Genomic DNA, 20,156 nt, shown 5'->3' with positions numbered 1-20,156 from the left:
CCCCAAGGGTGAGGGCCACGGATGGCCCGAATGACAAAACGGCCAGGAAGCCGTTTTGCGCAGCCGCAGGCTGCCCGGGAGTAAGGGGCACGGATGGCCGGAATCGCGAAAGGGCACTTCGGTGCCCTTTTTTTGTTGCTGCGCGATTGACGGTGAGTTTCAGTTGCCAGCCACGGACCGAGTGTGACCCGCGTGTGTGTAAACAATGGAGATAACACGGTGGAAATGAATGGAAACAAATGGCGCCGCTATTTGAGCACCGCAATGTTGGGCATCGCGACGAGCCCGCTGGCGCCGGTCTGGGCCGAAGAGGCGCCAACAATGGCCGCCGGCGGTGGCGACGGTGACAGCTTCGCGCTGCGCTATGAGCAGGCGGAACTGGTCGCGCAGGTGCAGGTTACCGGTGTTCACCGCGATGTCGATAATGCACTGTCGGAACCGGGGATGGTCGCGATTTCCGGTTATGTTTATTCAGCTGTTTCGCGCCGGGTTTGGAAGGGTGAGGCGACACGCCTGGTTGCCTTTCGCCGCGGTCTGGATAAGTGCGAGGATAAGCTGAAAAAAGGTGAGAACTATCTGATCTTCGCCAGTCCAGACAGTTACGGCCGGCTGCAGCTGCTCAGTTGCGATGCGGCTGTGGCGGAATCCGAAGCGGTAAACCTGCTCGCCCGTCTGAATCAGTAACGGCTGCGGGACAGAAGTTGCACGACGCGTTGCAATCGCTGCCGAATTCATTACCCGCTCTGATTTTTCAATTTTTCCTCCGCGTGCATGCCGATTCACTCGCGACGGGGGCCGAAGCTTGTCCTTTCAGCATCGCTGACCTGGATCTCTTCCAGACCACAGACAGTACCACTGTTTGATTCTCTTGATTCTGCCAAACGCTGATTCTTTATAACTTCTGGTTTTAAAGCTCTTCGTGCTTACAGCAATCCGAACTGCATGCGAGGAATAATGTTCCTTGAAGAACGCGAATGGCGAGTTATTCTTATCAATATTGGCGTCACCTTCTTCCGAAGTTGTCGAAACTGTGGAGTACGTGTTGGCGCCAAGAGGCTAGGGTAAGACATATTGATTTCGCGAGGCCGGCTGGTTCGGGCAAATTTATTGTCACCCGTTCGGTTCCGTACAGCACAGCTGGCCTCGCGTACTATGTCTCCATTGACGAAAGAGCCAGGGGTTCAAAGGTGGGTTTATGAAGAAGCTATTGATTCCGCTGATAATTCTGTTGCTGATTATCGGCTATTTTATGTCGCGCGGCGGTGACCGCGAGGCGAGGGATGCCTACGATTCGCTCGATAAACCAGAGAGTGAACAAATGCAGGAGCCGACCACACCGCCGGATGATATGACCACGCCGCCGGATGAGACCAAAACACCCCCCGACGGCATGGGCACCCAGCCACCACAGGAACCGGATCGGCCGGATACCGTACCGCCGGGCACACCCGACAGCTCCACGCTGATGGAGAAGGCGGAAGATACCGCCACCGATGTCGGTGAAGCCGTCGGCGGTGCGGCGGAAAAGGCCGGTGAAGTCGTGGAGGGCGCGGCGGAGAAGGCCGGTGAAGCCGTCGAAGAGGCCGGCGATGCCGCGAAGAAAGCGGCGGAAGAGGCCGCTGAGAAACTGCGCGGCGAAGATACGGATACCAGCACCGAGGATGAGCCGCAGCAATGATGCTGGCGGTGCTTTCAGGACAGAGACAGAAGCCGCGTAATTTTTAGCGTGTCAGTAGTGCCCGATAGTACTGCCGTGAAAGTCCAGCCGCGAAAGTGCCGCGGCTTCTGTTTTTTCAAATGATGATTGATCACAACTGGCACCTGGGCCACAGCGTACTCGAAGTACAGCCATTGGGGCCGCTCACGGAAGAGGATTTCCAGTCGCTGGAGGCGCAGGTCGATCCGGTAATCAGCGAATATGGCCGGCTCTCGGGACTGCTGATCAACGCGGAGCATTTCCCCGGCTGGGAGAGTTTTGTGGCGCTGGTGTCACACTGCCGGTTCGTGCGGGATCACCATAAACACATCCGCAAGATAGCCGTGGTTTCCGATCACCGACTGCTGGGGGTAATGCCGCGGCTGGTCGACCACTTTGTCAGTGCCGAAGTCCGGCCCTTCTCAACAGGCGAATACCAGCGTGCCCTGGATTGGCTCGGTGAACCGGGTTAGCATCGCGCCAGCTTTATAACAGCCATTTTTTAAACCAAGATCCCCTGGAATTACTGTGAGTAACGCATTGGCGGTGGTGGCCGGCGCGGCGGAATACCTGCCCACAGCTCAAGCACTGGCGCAGGAACTCGGCACTCCCTGCCTGGATTGTCTGGATCCCAAGGAAATCAGCGAGCCTGACCACGTATTGCAATGTGGCGAGCAGTTGCAGCTCTGTGCTACCGGACGCAAAGCACCCGGCCCTGTGGCCGTTGATTTCGTCGGCGGCGCGCTTGCGCATAGACGTCAGTTCGGCGGCGGCAAGGGGCAGCAGATCGCCAAGGCTGTCGGCCTGCGCAGCGGTTTTCGTCCGCGCGTACTGGATGCCACCGCGGGGCTCGGGCGGGATGCGTTCGTGCTGGCGTCGCTCGGTTGCGAGGTGGCAATGCTGGAGCGCAACCCGGTGGTTCGCGCCCTGTTGCGGGATGGGCTCAGGCGCCTGCAAGAGGCCGCGTTGACGGATCCAGAGCTGGCGGCAATTGCGACGCGCTTGACCCTGATCGAGGAGCGCATTTCGGCCGCAGACTGGCTGGCGCAGCAGGCCGAGGAATCTGTGCCTGTGGTGTACCTGGATCCGATGTTTCCCGAACGCGGCAAGAGTGCCAAGGTCAAGAAGGAAATGGCGGCTTTCCACCAGCTGGTGGGGAGCGATGAGGACGCCGACGCTTTGCTGGAGCCGGCATTCGCGGCCTGCTATTACCGCACCGTGGTCAAGCGGCCGCGCCTGGCGCCTTTTCTGGCGGGCAGAAAGCCGGCGCTCTCTCTGGAAGGGAAATCGGGGCGCTTTGATATCTACACCAAGCACGGCGTGCCCGGATGAAAAGCGGGCGAACCTGATGTTCGCCCGTTGTCATATCAGCAGTTCACCGCGTTTACCGCCAGCCCACCCAGCGATGTTTCCTTGTACTTGCTCTGCATATCGATGCCGGTCTGGCGCATCGTCTCGATGACGCTGTCCAGCGGCACTATGTGCGCGCCGTCACCGCGCAGGGCCAGGCGGGCGGCATTGATCGCCTTTACCGCGCCCATGGTATTGCGTTCGATGCAGGGCACCTGCACCAGGCCACCGATCGGATCGCAGGTCAGCCCCAGATTGTGCTCCATGCCGATTTCGGCCGCATTCTCAATCTGCTGGTTGCTGCCGCCCTGGACTGCGGCGAGTCCGGCAGAGGCCATGGAGCAGGCCACGCCGATCTCACCCTGGCAGCCGACTTCGGCCGCGGAGATGGAGGCGTTTTTCTTGAACAGCATGCCGATGGCGCCGGCGGTAAGCAGGAATTTCACTACCTGATCTTTCAGCTCACCGTGCTCGCGCGGGTCGTGCACGAACTGCACGTAATAGGCGATCACCGCCGGAATCACGCCGGCGGCGCCATTGGTCGGCGCGGTGACAATACGGCCGCGAGCCGCATTCTCCTCGTTGACCGCCAGCGCAAACAGGCTGACCCAATCCAGAATGGCGAGGCCGTGGTTGCGTTCCTCTTCCGTCTGTTTGCTGAGTTCGCGGTAGAGCTCCGCCGCGCGGCGGCGTACTTTCAGGCCGCCGGGCAGAATGCCCTGCTGACGACAGCCGCGCTGAATGGAGGCATCCATGACCTCCCAGATATTCCACAGCGCGTCTTTAACTTCCCCTTCGCTGCGGAAGGCCTTTTCATTCTCCATCGCCAGATCGGCGATACTCCAGCCGCGCTTGTCACAGATTTCCATCAGCTGCTTGGCGGAGCCGAAATCGTAGGGTAGCAGGGTGGCGATCTGGTCCTTGTGGGCGAAGTCGTCTTCCGACAGCACGAAGCCGCCGCCGATGGAAAAGTAACTGCGCTCGAACAACAACTCGCCGCCGCTGTAGGCCTGGCAGGTCATGCCGTTGGCGTGTTGGGGCAGAAATTCGTCGTTGTGGAATACCAGGTCGCGATCGCGAATAAACTCGATATTGTGGTCACCGCTCAGCCGCAGCATGTGCCCCTGCTCGATCGTCGCCATCTTGTCGTCGATGGTATTCACATCGATGCTGTCTGGCGCCTCGCCGAGGAGGCCCATCAGTACCGCCATATCGGTACCGTGCCCTATCCCGGTCAGGGCCAGGGAGCCGTACAGGTGCACCTGCACCCGGTCGGTAACCTGCAACTGGTTCCGGCTCGCCAGGTCCTGCACAAACTGGTGTGCGGCGACCATGGGCCCCACGGTGTGGGAGCTCGAGGGGCCGACGCCAATCTTGAAGAGTTCGAAAACGCTAATGCTCATAGAAACACTCTAAGCCCAGTGTCATTGTAGGAGCGGATGGCCGCCCGCCGCTCCTACGGGGAATGGTTGCACCATTCGAGTGCGAACTTTGCCGAACAGGGCGTCACAATCAAGATGCTGGTCGCCAATCCACATAAAATTCTTTTAGCGGGTGATTTGGCAGCATTAATGCGTTTCTGAGAAGCGAGGGTAATAGAAGCTACGGCGCTTTTGCGACCAGGACGGCGCGTTTCGGCGCGGGGTGACCTTCGACGGTCTTGTTGGGTGACTCTGGGTCCAGAAAGTCGGCCAGGGACTCGAAGCGCATCCATGTGGTGCGGCGCTGCTCGCCGAAGCTGGTGGGGTTCAGATCCACGGTGGTCGGGTTTTCGAATCCGCACTTGCGCAGCCAGCTCTCCAGGGTGGCGCAGCTCGGAATAAACCAGACGTTGCGCATCTTCGCATAGCGACCCTCAGGCACCAGACAGTCACCAAGCTCGCCGTCGATCACCAGGGTTTCCAGCACCAGCTGGCCGCCGGGGCGCAGCGTTTCGCGCAACTCGCGCAGGTGGTCCATCGGCGAGCGGCGGTGATAGAGCACGCCCATGGAGAAGGTGGTGTCAAAAGCCTGCAGGTTGGGCGGCAGTGCCTCGATGCCGAGCGGCAGCAGGTCGACCGGTTTCTCCTCGCCCAGGTATTTTTTCAGGGCATAGAACTGGGCGACATATTTCGCCGACGGATCTATACCGATCACGCGACGGGCGCCGGCGCCAAGGCTGCGCCAGCAGTGATAGCCGTTGCCGCAGCCGACATCGAGTACCAGGCGGTTTTCCAGGGATTCAAGGTATGGCAGCACCCGCTCCCATTTCCAGTCCGAACGCCATTCGGTATCGATAAACAGGTCGAAAATTTCCCAGGGGCCCTTGCGCCAGGGGTGCAGCCTGCGCAGCTGGAGTTCCAGCTCTTGCAGCTGTTCCTCCGAGGCGTCGGCGCCGCAACCGATGCGTACTTTATCGGTTAACTCGATATAGGAGGGGGTTATCTCCGGCAATGCGTTCAAGGCTGCCTGCCAGTCGGGCAGATCGCCCCAGCGGTGCGGGCTCAGGCCCGCGGCAATCTGTTCCGGCAGCTGTGCCAGCCAGGCGCGCAGGGCGGGAATATGCTGCAGGTCGGCGTAGAGAGGCGTGTAGTCGATCACGACGGCAATTAATTCCCGGTTTTTCCCTTGATGGCAATCAGCGAGGCAAAATTAAAGCACTGGAACCAGACATCCACGCTGGTGAACCCGACTGCCTTCAGGCGCTCACGGTGGGTGTCCAGTGTTTCCGGAATCAGGACATTTTCCAGGGCGGTGCGTTTTTGCGCGATTTCCAGTTCACTGTAGCCATTGGCGCGCTTGAAGGCGTGGTGCAGATCGATCATCAGCTCGCTGTGGTCTGGATCGGAGAAGTCCACCTTCTCGGAGATGATCAGGATGCCGCCCGGGCGCAGGCCATCGTGAATCTTCTGCGCGATGGCCAGGCGCTGCGCCACCGGGATAAATTGCAGGGTGAAGTTCAGCACCACCACCGAGGCATTCTCGATCGCCACATTCTGCAGGTCGTCGCAGATCAGCTGCACCGGAATCTGGCCGCTGTCGGCGGCGAGCACCTTGCGGGCCTGTTCGATCATTGCGGCTGAATTGTCCACCGCGATGATTTCGCAGCCGGCCGCGGGAATGCGGTGGCGCATCGCCAGCGTGGCCGCGCACAGGGAACTGCCGAGATCGTAACAGCGGCTCCCCGCCTGGGCGTAGCGCTCCGCCAGGGTACCGATCATCGCCACTATGGTGGTGTAGCCGGGCACCGAGCGCTGGATCATATCCGGAAAGACCTCGACCACTGACTGGTCGAACTTGAAGCCGGCCACCTCGCCGAGGGGGTTTGCGTAGATATTGTCTTGTCTGCTCATCGAAGCGTCGTCAAAAAAAGCGATTATCCCTGTAGGAGCGGCGGGGCGGCCATCCGCCGGTGGCCGCGATCGATGCCGGCAGAGTCAAGCGCTCTCATCAGCTCGTCGACTGCAAGGCCCTGCTAGCGGTGGCGCTTCGGGAAATATTTGCCGATGAGGCTTTTTCCCGAAGGGCCACCGCTAGCCGGGCCGATCGAAACCACCAAACCAGGTGGCTTCTGCAAATATCGATCGCGGCCAACGGCGGATGGCCGCCCCGCCGCTCCTACAGGGGCGTTTTCGGTGTCAGTTCAGAGTTTTTCTTCCCGCAATTCCAGCTTCAGCCCCGCCTCGCGGCCCTGGGCGCCGGTGACCACGGCGGTGCTGGCTTGTTCCGGCTTCAGGTAAGTGGCGGCGACCCGCTTCAGGTCGTCCAGGCGCACTTCGGTTACCTGGCGGCGGAATTCCTGGCGCACCGCGTGGCTGCGGCCGTAGAGGTTGGAGTGGAAGGCCTTCTTGGCTTCGCCGGCGGGGGAGCCGGGTTTGTCCAGGGCGCCGACCACGCCGAGAATCGCTTCCTCGACCTGCTCGTCCTTGTGCTTTTCGTGCGCGAGCCACTTCAGGGCGGCGTCGAAATCCTGCAGTGTTTCCGCCATGCGCGGGTCGCGGTAGGAATAGAAACGGAAGACGCCGATATTGCTGTCGTGGCTGGCGCCGCCGCCGTAGGCGCCGCCCTGTTCGCGTATGCTGCGGTGCAGAAAACCGTTGCGCAGGAAGCCACCGAGCACCGCCAGCGGCGCGGCATCCGCATGGGTCATGGGCACGGTCGCGTAGGCCTTGGCGCAGAAGTTGACCTGACTGTTGGCGATCCAGAGCTGCTGGATGTGCTGCGTTTCGAATGGCGCATTGGGATCCGCCGGGGCCAGGCTCGCTTCGGCGGTCAGGGGTGCCAGCGCCTGGCTGAACTCCGGCAGTTTGTCCTCTTCGCCGATCAGCAGGAACTGCCGCGGTGCGGCGACAATCTTGTCGTGTATCGCCTGGAACTGCGCGGCGAGCTTTTCCAGGCCCTGCTCGCTGTCGAGACTGCGCACCATGGCTTTAAGGTTGCGCAGGCCCAGCAGGCCGCCGGTGGCATGGCTCTCGAAGGCAGCGCGGTTGTAACCGGCACTGGCCGCAGCCATTGCCAGCGCGTGGCCGTTCCCCACCACACCCTGTTCGCGACGCGCCAGCGTCTGCAGCAGCAATTCCTTGATGCGCGGCAGTTCGTCGAAGCGAATCTCCGCCATGGTCGCCTGCATCAGTTCGGTCAGCGCCGCCTGGTTGCGGGCCAGCGCCTTGCCGGACAGCACAAAGTGGCCGCTCAGTTGATGCAGGTCGTCAATCGCGGTGCGGCTGCTGGTAAACCCGTGCAGCGCGCCGGCGACGCGGGTCTGCCACTGCTGAACTTCCAGGTAGTCCTTGTCGCCGAGACCGACTTCGCTCAGTACCTGGCAGTAGTAGGGCAGCAGCTGCTTCTCCTCCTCGCTGAATTCCGGCAGGGCGGACACCATCTGCTGGTAGACGAGGCCGTTGGTGCCGGCGCTGTAGCGGGTCAGCTTCTGCGTGCCCAGATCGACTTCCTCGCCCTCCACCTTGGGCAGCTCCGGCGGGATATCCTCGACGCCGACTTTGGGCAGGATGGAGGCGTCGTCTTCGCGTTGCTGTCGTTCCGCCAGCGCGTGGGCGGTCTGGATGATCCGCTGTTTCTCGCCGTCGGACAGGCGCGCCCTGGTCTCCGCCAGCAGCGCCTTTTCCTCGGCTTCGCGGCGCTCGGCCAGCTTGTCGTCCGGCGACAGCACCAGGCGCACCCGGTGCTGGTTTTCCAGCAACAATTTTCGCGCCTTGTCGGCGATAAAGCGCGGGTCCCTGATCTGCTCGCGCAGCTTTTCCAGCGTGGCGTCGATATTGAGCAGGCCAATCGCGTCGCCGCGGTGGGTGGCGCCGGTCAGCGCCGTGAGAATCAGCTGCAGGCCGTAGGGGTAGCCGTCACCGGTGATCTCGCGCTGGTGCAGTTCCAGCTGGTGCAGGCTGGCGGCCACCTGCTCGTAGGGCACGCCTTTCTCGGCCACTTCCTCCAGCACGGCGAGCACCTGTTTCTCCAGCTCATCGGCGCGGTCGCGCTCGCTGCCCTCGATGCCGCACACGAACACCAGCTCGCGCTGGGAGTCGTCGAGGCCGACGAGCGGGGAGGGCGACGTGCCCAGTTCCGAGGTTTCCAGCAGCTTCATCAGTGGTGAGGCGCTGTTGTCCAGCAGTACGCCGGACAGCAGGTGGGCGGTCAGGGATTCTTCCAGGTCAGTGACATCGCCGAGCAGCCAGCCCAGCACGATATGGGTTTTCTCCTGGAGACCGTCTTCATCGCTGAGCGGGTAGTACTCTTCGACGCGCAGTGGCGCCTGGTAGCGGTCTTCGCGGCCGACCGCGATGACCTTGTGCAGCGGCTCGAACTTGTGCAGCGCCTTCTCCTCGAACGCCGCCTGGTGCTCGGCGGCGGGGATATCGCCAAAGGTCATGAAAATGGCGTTGCTCGGGTGGTAGTGGCTGCGGTAGAACTCCACCAGCTGCTCGTAACTGAGCTTGGGTATATCGGTCGGATCACCGCCGGAGTTGTAGTGGTAGGTGGTGGTCGGAAAGAGGTGCTTGCTCAGGGTTTGCCACAACTGGGAGCTGACAGAGCTCATGGCGCCTTTCATCTCGTTGTAGACCACGCCCTTGTAGACCAGCGGACTCTCCGGATTGTCGGTTTCGGCGAATTCCAGCCGGTGGCCCTCCTGGGCGAAATCCAGCGGATCCAGGCGCGCAAAAAAGACCGCATCCAGGTAGACGTCGAGCAGGTTGTCGAAGTCCTTGCGGTTCTGGCTGGCGAACGGGTAGGCGGTCCAGTCGGAACTGGTGAAGGCGTTCATAAAGGTGTTCAGGGAGCGCCTTATCATCATGAAGAAGGGGTCCCGCACCGGGTATTTGTCACTGCCGCAGAGCGCGGTGTGCTCGAGGATATGGGCGACGCCGGTAGAATCGTGCGGCACAGTGCGCAGCGCCACCAGAAAGACGTTTTCGTCGTTGTCGGCGGCGATATGCAGGTGCTGGGCGCCGGTGTTTACATGGCGGTACTCTTCGACACGCACGCCGAGGGATTCGATTTCTGCGCTGGTAACCAGTTCGAAGGCGGGATGTGAATTGCTCAAAAGACGGCTCCCTGGGTTTATACGAATTCTCTGGCCGGTGGCCAGTGCCCTGAGTCAGAAGTTTGTTCAATTTTGCCGGCGTCTTTTGCCGTCATGCTGCGTTGCGACTCCTCGCCATAGCCCTGCTATGACTCGTCGCCGCGCCTTGCCTGACGACTAAATCCGCTCGCCAATTCTTGAACAAACTTCTGACTCAGGACACCGTCGCCGGCGAATGGGGCGCCATTCTACCGCTTGGCCACACTGGAAAGACAGCGCCGCGCCGGAAAAAGCAGCGCCGCGGCGGACTAAAATCAGTGTTGACAAGGGTGCCAGCACAGCCAAGACTCCTGTGCCTGTAAGCCCCGGCATAAATGTAGACGAACACGGAGAGAGAAGTTGTCCTGGTTGGATATCGCCAGCGTCACTGGCTTTTTTATTACCTGGGCGGGATATACCGTCTTTGCGCGCAAGAAGGCCAAGGTGACCTGGTCGCTGTCGTCGTCGCTGCAGTGGTATCGGGTCGAGTGGATGCTGCGCATGCTGGAACGGGATATGCGCATGTCGGATGCGGCCATCATCGGCAATCTGGAGCGGGTCATCGGCTTTTTCGCCTCCACCAGCATCCTGATCCTCGCGGGCCTGGTCACCGCGTTGACCGCCAACAAGGCGGCGATCGAGGTACTCAGCAGCCTGCCGTTTGCGGAGCAGACCTCGGTGGAGCAGTTCGAGGTGAAAGTGCTGCTGCTGGTGTTGATCTTTATTTTTGCCTTTTTCAACTTTACCTGGTCGCTGCGGCAGTACTCTTTCGCCAACGTGCTGATCGGCGCCGCGCCGCCCCCCGACGCCGAGGGCATCTCCCAGGAGGAGCGCCGCCGCTTCGCCATCAATACCGCCAAGGTTATCGACCAGGCCGGGCACAGCTACAACTACGGACTGCGGTCCTACTATTTTGCGATGGCGGTAATGGGCTGGTTTATCCATCCGCTGCTGTTCATGGCCGGCTACCTGCTGGTGGTGTGGGTGCTGTTCCTGCGCGAATTCCGTTCCCGCACCCTGCAGTCGATCCTCGCTGCAGAAGGGCGCGCCCTCGGACACGAGCCGGAGAAATAACCCGATGGAAGCTGGTGAAATTCTGTCCGCCTTCGACGAAATCGCACGGCGGCGCGGCTGGCAATCGCTGCACACGCCCAAGAACCTCGCCATGGCGCTGTCGGTGGAGGTGGCCGAGCTGTGCCGCCATCTGCAGTGGCGGACCGACGGCGAGATCCGCGAACTGATGCATTCCGAGGCGGCCGCACAGGTGGCGGCGGAACTGGCGGATATCCAGATGTACCTGAGCAAGCTGGCCGCGGCCCTGGGTGTGGACATGGACGACGCGCTGCGCGACAAGATCGCGGAGAACCGGCGTCGCCACGGTGAAGCTGGCTCGGGCGAAGACACCAATGACGTCTGACGGCAACTCAAACCGCGACTCATACCGCGATTCGGACCGTAATTTCGATGACCTGGCGCACCGCTTCCGCAATCGGATCTACGGCGGCCTGAAGGGCGATATCCGGCTCGCGGTGCTCAACCGGGATCTGGCGCCGCTACTGGCGGATGCCGCTACCCTCAAGATCGTCGATGCCGGCGGCGGCCAGGGGCAGTTTGCGCTGGACCTGGCCGAGGCCGGGCACAGCGTCTACCTGGCCGACATCTCCGCAGAGATGCTCGATCTGGCCGCCGAGCGGGTGGCGGAGCGGCAATTGCAGCGGCGTGTCACCCTGTTGCACCGGCGGCTGCAGGAGCTCCCGGAAATTGCCGAACTGCAAGGTGCCGACCTGGTGATCTGCCACGCGGTGCTGGAGTGGCTGGCGCAGCCAAAGCGCGCGGTGGCGCAGTTGCGCAGTCTGTTAAAGCCCGGCGGCTATCTGTCCCTGACTTTCTACAACCGGCGCGCGCTGGAATTCCGCCTGCTGCAGCGCGGCAGCTTCCGCCAGCTGGACCGCAATATCGACAGCGATCACTGGGGCGGGCACCCGGGCAGTCTGACGCCGCAGAACCCGCTGCTGCTGGAATGGGTGCAGGACTGGCTGGCGCAGTCCGGGTTGAATGTAGTCGCGCACAGCGGTATCCGCTGCTTTCACGACTTCATGACTCCGTCGATTCGCGAGAAGCTGCCGGCGGCCGCGATCGTGGAGAAAGAGCTGGAATATTCCCGCGTGGATCCCTACCGGCAGTTGGCGCGTTACGTCCATCTGCTCTGCCGGTTATAGAGGGTGGCGCCCGATTACAGGTTGCGCAACAGCAGCTCCTTGGCGGCGTTGATGCGCGAGGCGAGGTAGTCGTTGCCGCCGCGGTCCGGGTGCAGTTTCTGGATCAGCTTGCGGTGGGCGCCGATGATTTCCTCGCGGCTGGCCGCCGAGCCGACGCCGAGAATACGGCGCGCCTCGTCCGGCGTCAGAGGCGGGGCCTTGTCCGCGTCGGAGGCGTTTTCCTGCGCCTTCTGCTGCTGCCGCGCCTGGGCGTGCTTGGCGAGCAGTGGGGCCAGCCAGGGCAGGTGTCGGCCGAGCCAGCTCAGGGTGCGCCCGAGCACCGGCAGGGTCAGGGCGATGGCAGCGCCGACCCAGTGCAGTCGACCGCTGATTGCCAGTAACACCGCTATCAGCGCCAGACCGATCAACAGCCATTGCAGCAGTAACTTGCGCCGCTCTTGTGGCGCACTGGCTTTGAATTTTTGCCACGCCAGCCAGGCGAAGATGCCGACGGCAATCAACAGGATCATGCGGCCCAAATGGATAGTCCTCTGCGAGATCTTGGACCGCTAGCTTATCAGATGTCGACGCGGATGCCTGCGGCAACGAATCCATCCGGGCGCTCAGCTACATCGTTGTTGTCGCCAATGGCACCTTCCAGATAGATACGCACGCGCTCGTTCCAGAGGTACTGGAAGCCGTAGAAGAGCGCGCCGAGACGATATTTATCGCCGGTTATCAGCGCCTCTTCGAAAATTTCGTCGTTGTGGGACTTCAGCAGGTTGTGGCCACCGTAGATTGAGTAGCAGTTGTATTTGCCCCAGGTCCAGCTGATAAAGCTCTCCGAACCGATGGCGTTGAAGAAATTCGTCGCCCCCATTGTCGAGCCGGGCGGCGCAATTTCGTTGTTGTGCGAGCGGTGCCAGTTGAAGGCAGCATAGAGTCCCCGCTCAAAGGCGCCCTTGCCGTAGGCGATACCGCCGATGAAGGCGAAGTCGTTGCTGCTGGCATTGATCTCCACGTCGTCCCTGATCAGGATCATATCGGCGGGGTTAGAGATGTCGAATAGCAGGCCGCGGTCCGTCTGGATATCCAGATTAACGCGATTGTATGCCAGGCCGAAAAACCAGCCGTCGCCGACGTCCAGCGTGTAGGTCAGGGAAGCGCCGCGAGACAAGCCATATTCACAGTCCCCGGGTGGACACACCAGCAGGGTATCTTCACCCCTGGCGTCCTCGGCCTGGATATCCAGGTCGGCGACGTGGGCGGCGTATTGCAGGCCGATCTGGAATTCGCCGCAGAGGGCCTTCCAGTCCTTGCGCCAGGTGATGGCACCGTCGGCGCGCCCGGTGCCGGTAATACCGCCGTCGCCGCCGAGGGCAAAAGCACCGCTGGCGAGGCCGCCGGACACGTTGTACCAGTCGGTGATGCCTGCCACATCGTAGTAGACGGACCACTGTTTGCCGGCGACGAAGTTGCCCCAGAATTCATGCTTGGCGTAGGCGTTTCCCTGGCGAGTATAGAGAGGGTCGGCGCGCTCGCCGGGGGAAGCCTGCTGGTCACCGGAGATCACGAGCACCTGGTTGGGGGAAACGGCCTGGATGCCCCATTCGATCAGAAAGCCGACGTTCCAGTCTTTGTAGGCGGGAACATCGAGGTTGAAGCCGATGCGCGATGGGCCGTCATCCATAGAGGTGCTCCCTTCGATGTTGATCTGATGGGTGCTGAACCAGCCGTGGATATAGAGGGCCACTTCGTTAGATTCGTATACCGGCAGTGCATGGCCGTTCGATGCCGCCAGTAGAGGAATGCTGGCTAAGCCAGTTCGGATAAACTTGCGCATAGCACTGATCACATCTTCCCTGTCGTGCTTGGTGGCTATTTAATGAGCAGTCAAGTAAAAAGGTAGCGCAGCACAGTGATTCGGAGAATGTCCTCGACAGAGGTGCGCACTTTTTGGCGGCAGTGGCCCTGTAGTGGCGGCAGATTTTCGGGATTAGCCGGTGCTAGCATATATGTGCGCCCGCGGCAGGTGAGGGGGGCGCGGCCGCCCTGCACTGGAATGACAGAAATTTGCCGTTAAAATTGTCGGTCAGTTGCAATTGCTGCATTCGTCTGGCGGCACTTTGCCGCGTGGGATTCAATTAAAAGGAAGTGAGGCAGGACCATGTCTTCCCGTCAATTCAGTCGCCGCCTATTCGGCCTGACCGTTCGCCAGAATGCCCATCCGGATATGCGCCGCCTGCGCCGCGAGGCCGGAGATCCGAGCCTGCACGGCAACAAATTCTGGAAGAGTTCCTGTCTGACGATGGATTACCTGAAGAAGAACCCACCTCATCAAGGGGTGCGGGTGCTGGATCTGGGCTGCGGCTGGGGACTGGGCGGTATCTTCTGCGCCAGGGAATTTGGGGCGCGGGTAACCGGACTGGATGCGGATCCGAGTGTTTTTCCGTTTGTGCATTACCATGCCGAGCTGAACGGCGTCGAAATGGAAACCTGGCGCTGCCGCTATGAGAAGGTGACGCAGTCCGATCTGGGTCGGTTCGATCTTCTTATCGGCACCGATATTTGTTTCTGGGACCAACTGGAGCCGGCGCTGTACAATCTCACCCGCCGCGCCATGCGCGCCGGCGTACAGCGCGTGGTGTTGTCCGACCCGGGGCGCTCGCCGTTCCGCCGCCTGGCGGCGCGCGCAGAGGACAAGCTCGGCGGCAGTTACCGGGAGTGGAGCGTGAGCCGGCCAATGAAGGCCAGTGGCTGTATCCTCGAGGTTGCCAATCCGAGCCCCTGAGGGCTCCCGGGCAGCGGCGCGCGACAGGTTTTCCCGAGTCAGGTTCTTTTTGTCAGAGGTAGAGAATGCACTACGACAAATCCTCCATTCCCAGCGCCGCAGAGGCGCTGCCAGGTCGCGAGGAAGCCATGCCCATCAGCGGTGTGCACTTTGTGAACGGCCATACCATGTTGGAGCCTTTCCCCGCCGGCCTGGCAAAAGCCGTGTTCGGCATGGGGTGTTTCTGGGGCGTGGAGCGCCTGTATTGGGAGCTGGACGGTGTTTACACCACCGCGGTCGGCTACGCCGGTGGCAGTACGCCGAATCCGAATTATCGCGAGGTGTGCAGCGGTGGCACCGGCCATGCGGAAGTGGTGCTGGTCGTCTTCGATCCGCACAAGGTTTCCTACCGGGAATTGCTGCGCCACTTTTGGGAGGAGCACGATCCCACCCAGGGTATGCGCCAGGGCAATGACCTGGGCACGCAGTACCGCTCCTGCATCTATTGCTATGGCGAAGAACAATTGAAAGAGGCGCGGGAGACTGAGGCGCAGTTTCAGGAGGCGCTGCAGCAGAAAGGGCTGGGCGCGATCACCACCGAAATAGCGCCGGCGCCCGTCTTCTACTACGCCGAAGAGGACCACCAGCAGTACCTGGCGAAGAATCCGGGTGGCTACTGCGGTCTGGCCGGTACCGGCGCCTGTCTGTTGCGTTGATAGTTCCCTGTTGCGCCGGCAATCCCCGCCGGCGCTTTACCTTTTAACTTTCTCATCCCGGTCGCTTGTGGTCGGGCCGATCGAAATTGCGCGGCGGAAGGACGGTCAGGTCGACTCGGATTCCGGATAGACGATGTGCGCACACCAGTCGCTCCAGCTGCCCGGATAGAGCAGGGCATCCGTGTATCCGATCAAATGCAGGGAAAACAGGTTGACGCAGGCGGTGACGCCGGAGCCGCAGTAATTCGCCAGACGCTCATCGGCCGGAACGTCCTGCCAGTGATTGCGGAGTTCATTCACTGACTTGATCCTGCCGTCCTCACGGGTCACGCCCTGCCAGGGTTTGTTTAGGGCCGTGGGAATGTGGCCGGCGATGGGATCCAGCGGTTCCTCGATACCGGCGAAGCGCTGCGCATCGCGGGCGTCGATCAACTGCCAGGGCGGATTATCCAGCCGGCTGTATATCTGTTTGTGATCGAGCAGGAGATCGTCCCGCGCACTGGCGACAAAGTCGCCGGGCGCGGCAGGCGCGGAAGGGTTGGTGTCGAGCGCCAGGCCGGCTTCGCACCAGGCCGTGAGACCGCCATTTAGGACAGCAACGTTTGCGTGGCCGAAATAATGGAACAGAAACCAGGCGCGCGCGGCGAATGCCAGGCGGTTATCGTCGTAGACCACTACCCGGGTATCGCGGTCTATCCCGCAAGCGCGGGCAAACTGCTGAAACTGCTCGGCACTGGGTAGCGGGTGGCGCCCGCCATAGCGGCCCACCGGACCGGACAGGTCCCGATGCAGGCTGGCATAGTGGGCACCGGGGATGTGCGCCTCGGCAAACGCCCGGGCTCCGGCTTCCCTGTCGACCAGGCTGTAGCGGCAATCCAGAACCACCACATCGGGTTTCCGGATGATATCCGCCAGCTCCGCTACCTCTATGACTGCCTTTTCGCTCATGCTCTTCGTGCCGGGTCCGTTATCGTTGTTATAGGGCCGAAATTAAGCGCAAGCGGGATATTTGTCCAGCAGCCGGTTCAGCTTTTCCCATCCCTGGCGAAGCCCGGCACAAAACGCCTATTTTGTACGCGATTATTGGCCAGCGCTTAATGCTGCTGGCTGTATTGGCTGTCCGCGGGTACTTCACCCCCCGCAGGGATCTTGCCGGCCAGCTCTTCCCGGCGGCAGGCTTTCACCAACTCCTGCTGGTCCTGCTCGGGATTGTCGAGAAAACGCGCCGCGGCCTGCTCCGCGCAGTTACTGGCCGAAATGATGTCGTGCGCCAGCAGCGGAAACAGCAGCCACTGGTGATTCGGCAGTTTGCGGCGCGCCTTGTCGACGTCATCGGCGGCGAGCACGGGGTCGAGGCCGCCGTGCAACAACATGACCGGCAGGGGCGTTGTTATTGCCTGGGACTCCATTTGCGGCGCCGAGGGCAGGGCCCAGATTCGGCACTGTATCTGCATCAAGTCGATATCTGCGCGCACCGCGCCGCCGAGGATGCCGGTGTCGGCGGCATTGGCTCGCGCCTTGTCGAAATCGACAAAGGGTGCCTCTTCGTAACAGAAATGGCTGACGCCGGCCGCGTCGCCGAAATAGGGATCGAGCAAAATTTCCATGAACTTCGCGATCGCGCCCTGAACCGGCCCCTGGCTGTCAGCGTCGTTGGTTTCCAGCGCTTCGATGACCTTGGGTAAATCGCCGTAGAAATTTTCGTCGTACAGCGCCTGGAACAGGACTCGCAGCAGTCGCTGCCCGGTGAGGACAAAATGGTAGGGTTCATTGGAGAACCGGTGCTCGATGGCAATGGTGCGCGGACTCTCATCCAGCGACTGCACCAGGCTCTCCAGGCGCCGCTGCAGGTCGGGATAGCGGCTGTTGCACAATTTGTCCTCGATACAGTGCTGCAGACCGCGCTGATAGGCCGCCAGCGAGTCTTTGGCCAGCTGCTGCGTGTAGATGATATTGGGGAACACCGCGCTGTTGAGCACCAGTGCGCGCACGGATTCCGGGTAGTCCCGGGCCAGGGTGAGCGCGTAGCGGGACGCGTAGGAAACCCCGTACAGATTGAACTTCTCCACGCCCAGCAGCTGCCGCAGGGACTCGACGTCCCGGGCAATGGTGGCGCTGTTGTAGGTGGCCATATCGGCGGTTTTGCTCAGCCGGCTGTAACAGCGCTCCATGCTGAATGTGAATACCCGGGCTTCCTCGTCGGCGGAAAGATTGCGCTGGAAGGCGGTCTGGGCATCCTCGATAAACTCGTCGCAGGTGAGGCGGGGCCGGGCCATGCCGGTGCCGCGGGGGTCCATCAGGATCAGGTCGCGGCCGTCCTCGACGGTCATCGCCGCATAGTTGATCCAGAGCCAGTCACTGGCATTCTCCGGTTCCAGGCCGAGACTGGCGCCGGGGCCGCCGGCGCCCAGGTGCAGCAGTGGATACTTGTCGGCATCCGGTTTGGCGGCGAGGAAGCGCACTACCGGAAACTGGATCTTGCGCTCCGTCGGTTTGGCGTAGTTCTCCGGCACTTCCACCATAAAGCACTGGGTGACCGGCCAACTGTCATCGGTTTCGAACCAGCAGGGTTTCGGGATCAGGCGCGTCGGGCCGGCGGTGCTGTCGTCACGCGCGGCGCGGTCACAGGCGCCGAGCAGAAGGGCGGCCGCGAGCAGGGTGGCTTTTATGAGTAGTCGGAGATCACACACAGCGGTAATTCCTGTGAAAAATGCTGGCTGGTCAGTTGTTGCCGAAACGGGCGATGGGTGCGGACAGGTTCCAGCGCAAGGCCGCGAGGCGAATCGACAGGGTCACCAGTACCGCGATGGCCACCACTACCTCGCCCGGCACCCTGCCGCTCGCGTCGAGCAGCACCAGGGCGGCCGCGCCGCTGAGCGCGGCGGTGGCATAGATCTCGCGGCGCAGCAGCAGCGGTATGTCGCCGGCGAGGATATCGCGGATCAGGCCGCCGAAAGTCCCGGTCATCACCCCCATCACAATCGCGATCGCGGGGGAGTGGCCCAGGTCCAGCACCTTCTGGGTGCCGATGACCACGAAGACCGCCAGGCCCATGGCGTCGGCGATCATCAGCAGGCGCATCGGCACCTGCAGGTAACGGATCAGGTAGAAGCTGATCACGCCGGTGGTGGCGGCGATCCACAGATAGTGGCTGTCCTGCAGCCAGAATACCGGAATATTCAGGATCATGTCCCGCGTGGTGCCCCCGCCGGTCGCGGTCACACAGGCGAGCACCACCGCCCCGAACAGGTCCATCTGCTTGTGGCCCGCCGCCAGTACGCCGGTAAAGGCAAAGACGACTATGCCGATTAGATCGAACCAGTGCAGCAGTTGTTCCATAACTTTTTGTTTCTGGGGCGGGAGTAGTATTTAGATAGATACGGGCGGCCCTGCTGCCGGGCGCCGTCCGCTCAACAGCCTCATCGGGCCATTTTCGGCCGCAGGCGCGTTGCCCGGACGGCCCCCGGCATCAGGGCCTTCAATTCATACTGCAGTATTCTTTAGAAATGTAGGGGCGAACCTTGGGTTCGCCCCGGCGGGCCGCAGGCCCGGATTTAGAAGAACGCCTGCAGCCCAGTCTGCGCACGCCCCAGAATCAGTGCGTGTACGTCGTGGGTACCCTCATAGGTATTCACCGCTTCCAGGTTCATCACGTGGCGGATCACGTGGAACTCGTCGGCAATGCCATTGCCGCCGTGCATGTCGCGGGCCACGCGGGCAATATCCAGGGCCTTGCCGCAGTTGTTGCGCTTCATCAGTGAAATCATGGTCGGGTCGAAGTGCTTGTTCTCGTCCATGAGCCGGCCCACGCGCAGGGAGCCCTGCAGGCCGAGGGCGATTTCGGTCTGCATGTCGGCGAGCTTCTTCTGGAACAGCTGGGTCTGTGCCAGCGGCTTGTTGAACTGCTTGCGGTCCAGGCCGTATTGGCGCGCGGCGTGCCAGCAGAATTCGGCGGCGCCGATGGCGCCCCAGGAGATGCCGTAGCGGGCGCGGTTCAGGCAGCCGAATGGCCCGCGCAGTCCGCCGATATCCGGGAACTTGTTCTCTTCCGGCACAAACACATTGTCCATCACGATCTCGCCGGTGATGGACGCGCGCAGGGAGAACTTGCCCTCGATCTTGGGCGCGGACAGTCCCTCCATGCCTTTGTCGAGGATAAAGCCGCGGATAACCCCTTCATCGTCCTTGGCCCAGACGACGAAGACGTCGGCGATCGGGCTGTTGGTGATCCACATCTTGGAGCCGCTCAGGCGGTAGCCGCCGTCCACCTTCTTGGCGCGGGTCTTCATGCCACCCGGATCGGAACCGGCATCCGGCTCGGTCAGGCCGAAGCAGCCCACCCACTCGCCAGTGGCCAGTTTCGGCAGGTACTTTTCTTTCTGGGCCTCGCTGCCGTAGGCGGAGATCGGGTACATCACCAGGCTCGACTGCACGCTCATCGCGGAGCGGTAGCCGGAGTCCACGCGTTCCACCTCGCGTGCCACCAGGCCGTAGGACACATAGTTCAGACCGGCGCAGCCGTAACCCTCGATGGTGGAACCGAGCAGGCCCAGTTCGCCCATTTCCCGCATGATCTCGCGGTCGAATATCTCGTGGCGATTCGCCTCCAGAACGCGCGGCATCAGTTTTGACTGGCAGTATTCGCGCGCGGTGTCGCGCACCATACGCTCTTCGTCGCTCAGCTGGCGGTCCAGCAGCAGAATGTCGTCCCAGTGGGCGAGGGGCTGATGTTTACTCATGGTGTTTCTCGTCTACTTCCTTTAGGGGCCTCTCAAAAAATCTACTGTGCGTGCGCCTGGCGGCGATTTTCAGAGATGCCTGTTATTGATCTCAACCGGCGTGTCCGGCCGGTCCAATTATGCGGGCGGCGTTG

Annotated in this window: 19 protein-coding genes; 9 read left to right on the top strand and 10 right to left on the bottom strand. The window is 61.7% G+C overall.

What is annotated here, in order from left to right; all coding sequences use genetic code 11:
- Window positions 1-225: 225 nt before the first annotated feature.
- From RRF64_RS04035 to RRF64_RS04020, 4 genes are all read left to right on the top strand, one after another.
- Entirely contained in the window at window positions 226-684 is a 459-nt protein-coding gene (locus RRF64_RS04035; protein ID WP_323844537.1) for a hypothetical protein, read from the top strand.
- A 511-nt stretch (window positions 685-1,195) separates the two neighbouring features.
- The gene (locus tag RRF64_RS04030) at window positions 1,196-1,678 is read left to right on the top strand and encodes a hypothetical protein (protein ID WP_323844536.1); all 483 of its coding nucleotides are present in this window, start codon (window positions 1,196-1,198) and stop codon (window positions 1,676-1,678) included.
- A gap of 119 nt (window positions 1,679-1,797) precedes the next feature.
- Window positions 1,798-2,169 carry a SpoIIAA family protein gene (locus tag RRF64_RS04025; protein WP_323844535.1) on the top strand — a complete coding sequence of 124 codons (372 nt, stop codon included), beginning with the start codon at window positions 1,798-1,800 and terminating at the stop codon, window positions 2,167-2,169.
- A 55-nt stretch (window positions 2,170-2,224) separates the two neighbouring features.
- On the top strand, window positions 2,225-3,028 hold the full coding sequence (locus tag RRF64_RS04020; RefSeq protein WP_323844534.1) for a class I SAM-dependent methyltransferase: 804 nt from the start codon (window positions 2,225-2,227) through the stop codon (window positions 3,026-3,028).
- A gap of 35 nt (window positions 3,029-3,063) precedes the next feature.
- Here the strand turns inward: RRF64_RS04020 and RRF64_RS04015 are convergent, their stop codons facing one another.
- The 4 genes from RRF64_RS04015 to RRF64_RS04000 all read right to left on the bottom strand — a co-directional run bounded on the left by RRF64_RS04015 (window position 3,064) and on the right by RRF64_RS04000 (window position 9,581).
- On the bottom strand, window positions 3,064-4,449 hold the full coding sequence (locus tag RRF64_RS04015; RefSeq protein WP_323844533.1) for an L-serine ammonia-lyase: 1,386 nt from the start codon (window positions 4,447-4,449) through the stop codon (window positions 3,064-3,066).
- 199 nt (window positions 4,450-4,648) lie between these two features.
- Complete coding sequence (gene cmoB / locus RRF64_RS04010; RefSeq protein WP_323844532.1) at window positions 4,649-5,626, bottom strand: tRNA 5-methoxyuridine(34)/uridine 5-oxyacetic acid(34) synthase CmoB; 978 nt, start codon at window positions 5,624-5,626, stop codon at window positions 4,649-4,651.
- An 8-nt stretch (window positions 5,627-5,634) separates the two neighbouring features.
- Window positions 5,635-6,378 carry a carboxy-S-adenosyl-L-methionine synthase CmoA gene (gene cmoA / locus RRF64_RS04005; RefSeq protein ID WP_323844531.1) on the bottom strand — a complete coding sequence of 248 codons (744 nt, stop codon included), beginning with the start codon at window positions 6,376-6,378 and terminating at the stop codon, window positions 5,635-5,637.
- Between the two features lie 290 nt (window positions 6,379-6,668).
- The gene (locus RRF64_RS04000) at window positions 6,669-9,581 is read right to left on the bottom strand and encodes an insulinase family protein (RefSeq protein ID WP_323844530.1); all 2,913 of its coding nucleotides are present in this window, start codon (window positions 9,579-9,581) and stop codon (window positions 6,669-6,671) included.
- Between the two features lie 378 nt (window positions 9,582-9,959).
- Here RRF64_RS04000 and RRF64_RS03995 point away from each other — a divergent pair, with 378 nt between their 5' ends.
- The 3 genes from RRF64_RS03995 to RRF64_RS03985 are packed head-to-tail and all read left to right on the top strand — an operon-like array spanning window position 9,960 to window position 11,818.
- Entirely contained in the window at window positions 9,960-10,673 is a 714-nt protein-coding gene (locus RRF64_RS03995) for a DUF599 domain-containing protein (RefSeq protein WP_323844529.1), read from the top strand.
- Window positions 10,674-10,677: 4 nt separating this feature from the next.
- Window positions 10,678-11,016 (top strand): MazG-like family protein, encoded by a 339-nt coding sequence (locus tag RRF64_RS03990; RefSeq protein ID WP_323844528.1) that lies wholly within the window; start codon window positions 10,678-10,680, stop codon window positions 11,014-11,016.
- Entirely contained in the window at window positions 11,006-11,818 is an 813-nt protein-coding gene (locus RRF64_RS03985; RefSeq protein ID WP_323844527.1) for a methyltransferase domain-containing protein, read from the top strand. Before RRF64_RS03990 ends, RRF64_RS03985 begins: the two co-directional genes overlap by 11 nt.
- 14 nt (window positions 11,819-11,832) lie before the next feature.
- Here RRF64_RS03985 and RRF64_RS03980 read toward each other — a convergent pair whose 3' ends face one another.
- Window positions 11,833-12,327 carry a J domain-containing protein gene (locus tag RRF64_RS03980; protein WP_323845592.1) on the bottom strand — a complete coding sequence of 165 codons (495 nt, stop codon included), beginning with the start codon at window positions 12,325-12,327 and terminating at the stop codon, window positions 11,833-11,835.
- A gap of 47 nt (window positions 12,328-12,374) precedes the next feature.
- Entirely contained in the window at window positions 12,375-13,640 is a 1,266-nt protein-coding gene (locus RRF64_RS03975; RefSeq protein WP_323844526.1) for a porin, read from the bottom strand.
- 324 nt (window positions 13,641-13,964) lie between these two features.
- Here RRF64_RS03975 and RRF64_RS03970 point away from each other — a divergent pair, with 324 nt between their 5' ends.
- On the top strand, window positions 13,965-14,588 hold the full coding sequence (locus tag RRF64_RS03970) for a class I SAM-dependent methyltransferase (RefSeq protein WP_323844525.1): 624 nt from the start codon (window positions 13,965-13,967) through the stop codon (window positions 14,586-14,588).
- A gap of 65 nt (window positions 14,589-14,653) precedes the next feature.
- Window positions 14,654-15,283 (top strand): peptide-methionine (S)-S-oxide reductase MsrA, encoded by a 630-nt coding sequence (gene msrA / locus RRF64_RS03965; RefSeq protein ID WP_323844524.1) that lies wholly within the window; start codon window positions 14,654-14,656, stop codon window positions 15,281-15,283.
- Window positions 15,284-15,388: 105 nt separating this feature from the next.
- Here msrA and RRF64_RS03960 read toward each other — a convergent pair whose 3' ends face one another.
- The 4 genes from RRF64_RS03960 to RRF64_RS03945 form a co-directional block, all read right to left on the bottom strand.
- Window positions 15,389-16,231 (bottom strand): sulfurtransferase, encoded by an 843-nt coding sequence (locus tag RRF64_RS03960; RefSeq protein ID WP_323844523.1) that lies wholly within the window; start codon window positions 16,229-16,231, stop codon window positions 15,389-15,391.
- 146 nt (window positions 16,232-16,377) lie between these two features.
- Window positions 16,378-17,973 (bottom strand): alpha/beta hydrolase, encoded by a 1,596-nt coding sequence (locus RRF64_RS03955; protein ID WP_323844522.1) that lies wholly within the window; start codon window positions 17,971-17,973, stop codon window positions 16,378-16,380.
- A 31-nt stretch (window positions 17,974-18,004) separates the two neighbouring features.
- Window positions 18,005-18,622 carry a trimeric intracellular cation channel family protein gene (locus RRF64_RS03950; protein WP_323844521.1) on the bottom strand — a complete coding sequence of 206 codons (618 nt, stop codon included), beginning with the start codon at window positions 18,620-18,622 and terminating at the stop codon, window positions 18,005-18,007.
- 215 nt (window positions 18,623-18,837) lie between these two features.
- Window positions 18,838-20,022: an acyl-CoA dehydrogenase gene (locus RRF64_RS03945; protein ID WP_323844520.1), complete on the bottom strand. Its 1,185-nt coding sequence runs from the start codon at window positions 20,020-20,022 to the stop codon at window positions 18,838-18,840.
- Between the last annotated feature and the right edge of the window lie 134 nt (window positions 20,023-20,156).

Origin of the sequence: Microbulbifer magnicolonia (genome assembly GCF_035117725.1) — a bacterium.
In the GTDB taxonomy this organism is placed as follows: domain Bacteria; phylum Pseudomonadota; class Gammaproteobacteria; order Pseudomonadales; family Cellvibrionaceae; genus Microbulbifer; species Microbulbifer magnicolonia.
Note: the sequence above shows the minus strand (reverse complement) of the source record. Positions and strands in the feature narration are given on the sequence as shown.

What these genes read in the sequence shown, in the direction of transcription:
- RRF64_RS04035 (WP_323844537.1), top strand. Translation starts at nt 226, where the DNA reads ATGAATGGAAACAAATGGCGCCGCTATTTGAGCACCGCAATGTTGGGC.
- RRF64_RS04030 (WP_323844536.1), top strand. Translation starts at nt 1,196, where the DNA reads ATGAAGAAGCTATTGATTCCGCTGATAATTCTGTTGCTGATTATCGGC.
- RRF64_RS04025 (WP_323844535.1), top strand. Translation starts at nt 1,798, where the DNA reads ATGATGATTGATCACAACTGGCACCTGGGCCACAGCGTACTCGAAGTA.
- RRF64_RS04015 (WP_323844533.1), bottom strand. Translation starts at nt 4,449, where the DNA reads ATGAGCATTAGCGTTTTCGAACTCTTCAAGATTGGCGTCGGCCCCTCG.
- cmoA (WP_323844531.1), bottom strand. Translation starts at nt 6,378, where the DNA reads ATGAGCAGACAAGACAATATCTACGCAAACCCCCTCGGCGAGGTGGCC.
- RRF64_RS03990 (WP_323844528.1), top strand. Translation starts at nt 10,678, where the DNA reads ATGGAAGCTGGTGAAATTCTGTCCGCCTTCGACGAAATCGCACGGCGG.
- RRF64_RS03985 (WP_323844527.1), top strand. Translation starts at nt 11,006, where the DNA reads ATGACGTCTGACGGCAACTCAAACCGCGACTCATACCGCGATTCGGAC.
- RRF64_RS03980 (WP_323845592.1), bottom strand. Translation starts at nt 12,327, where the DNA reads ATGATCCTGTTGATTGCCGTCGGCATCTTCGCCTGGCTGGCGTGGCAA.
- RRF64_RS03975 (WP_323844526.1), bottom strand. Translation starts at nt 13,640, where the DNA reads ATGCGCAAGTTTATCCGAACTGGCTTAGCCAGCATTCCTCTACTGGCG.
- RRF64_RS03970 (WP_323844525.1), top strand. Translation starts at nt 13,965, where the DNA reads ATGTCTTCCCGTCAATTCAGTCGCCGCCTATTCGGCCTGACCGTTCGC.
- msrA (WP_323844524.1), top strand. Translation starts at nt 14,654, where the DNA reads ATGCACTACGACAAATCCTCCATTCCCAGCGCCGCAGAGGCGCTGCCA.
- RRF64_RS03960 (WP_323844523.1), bottom strand. Translation starts at nt 16,231, where the DNA reads ATGAGCGAAAAGGCAGTCATAGAGGTAGCGGAGCTGGCGGATATCATC.
- RRF64_RS03950 (WP_323844521.1), bottom strand. Translation starts at nt 18,622, where the DNA reads ATGGAACAACTGCTGCACTGGTTCGATCTAATCGGCATAGTCGTCTTT.
- RRF64_RS03945 (WP_323844520.1), bottom strand. Translation starts at nt 20,022, where the DNA reads ATGAGTAAACATCAGCCCCTCGCCCACTGGGACGACATTCTGCTGCTG.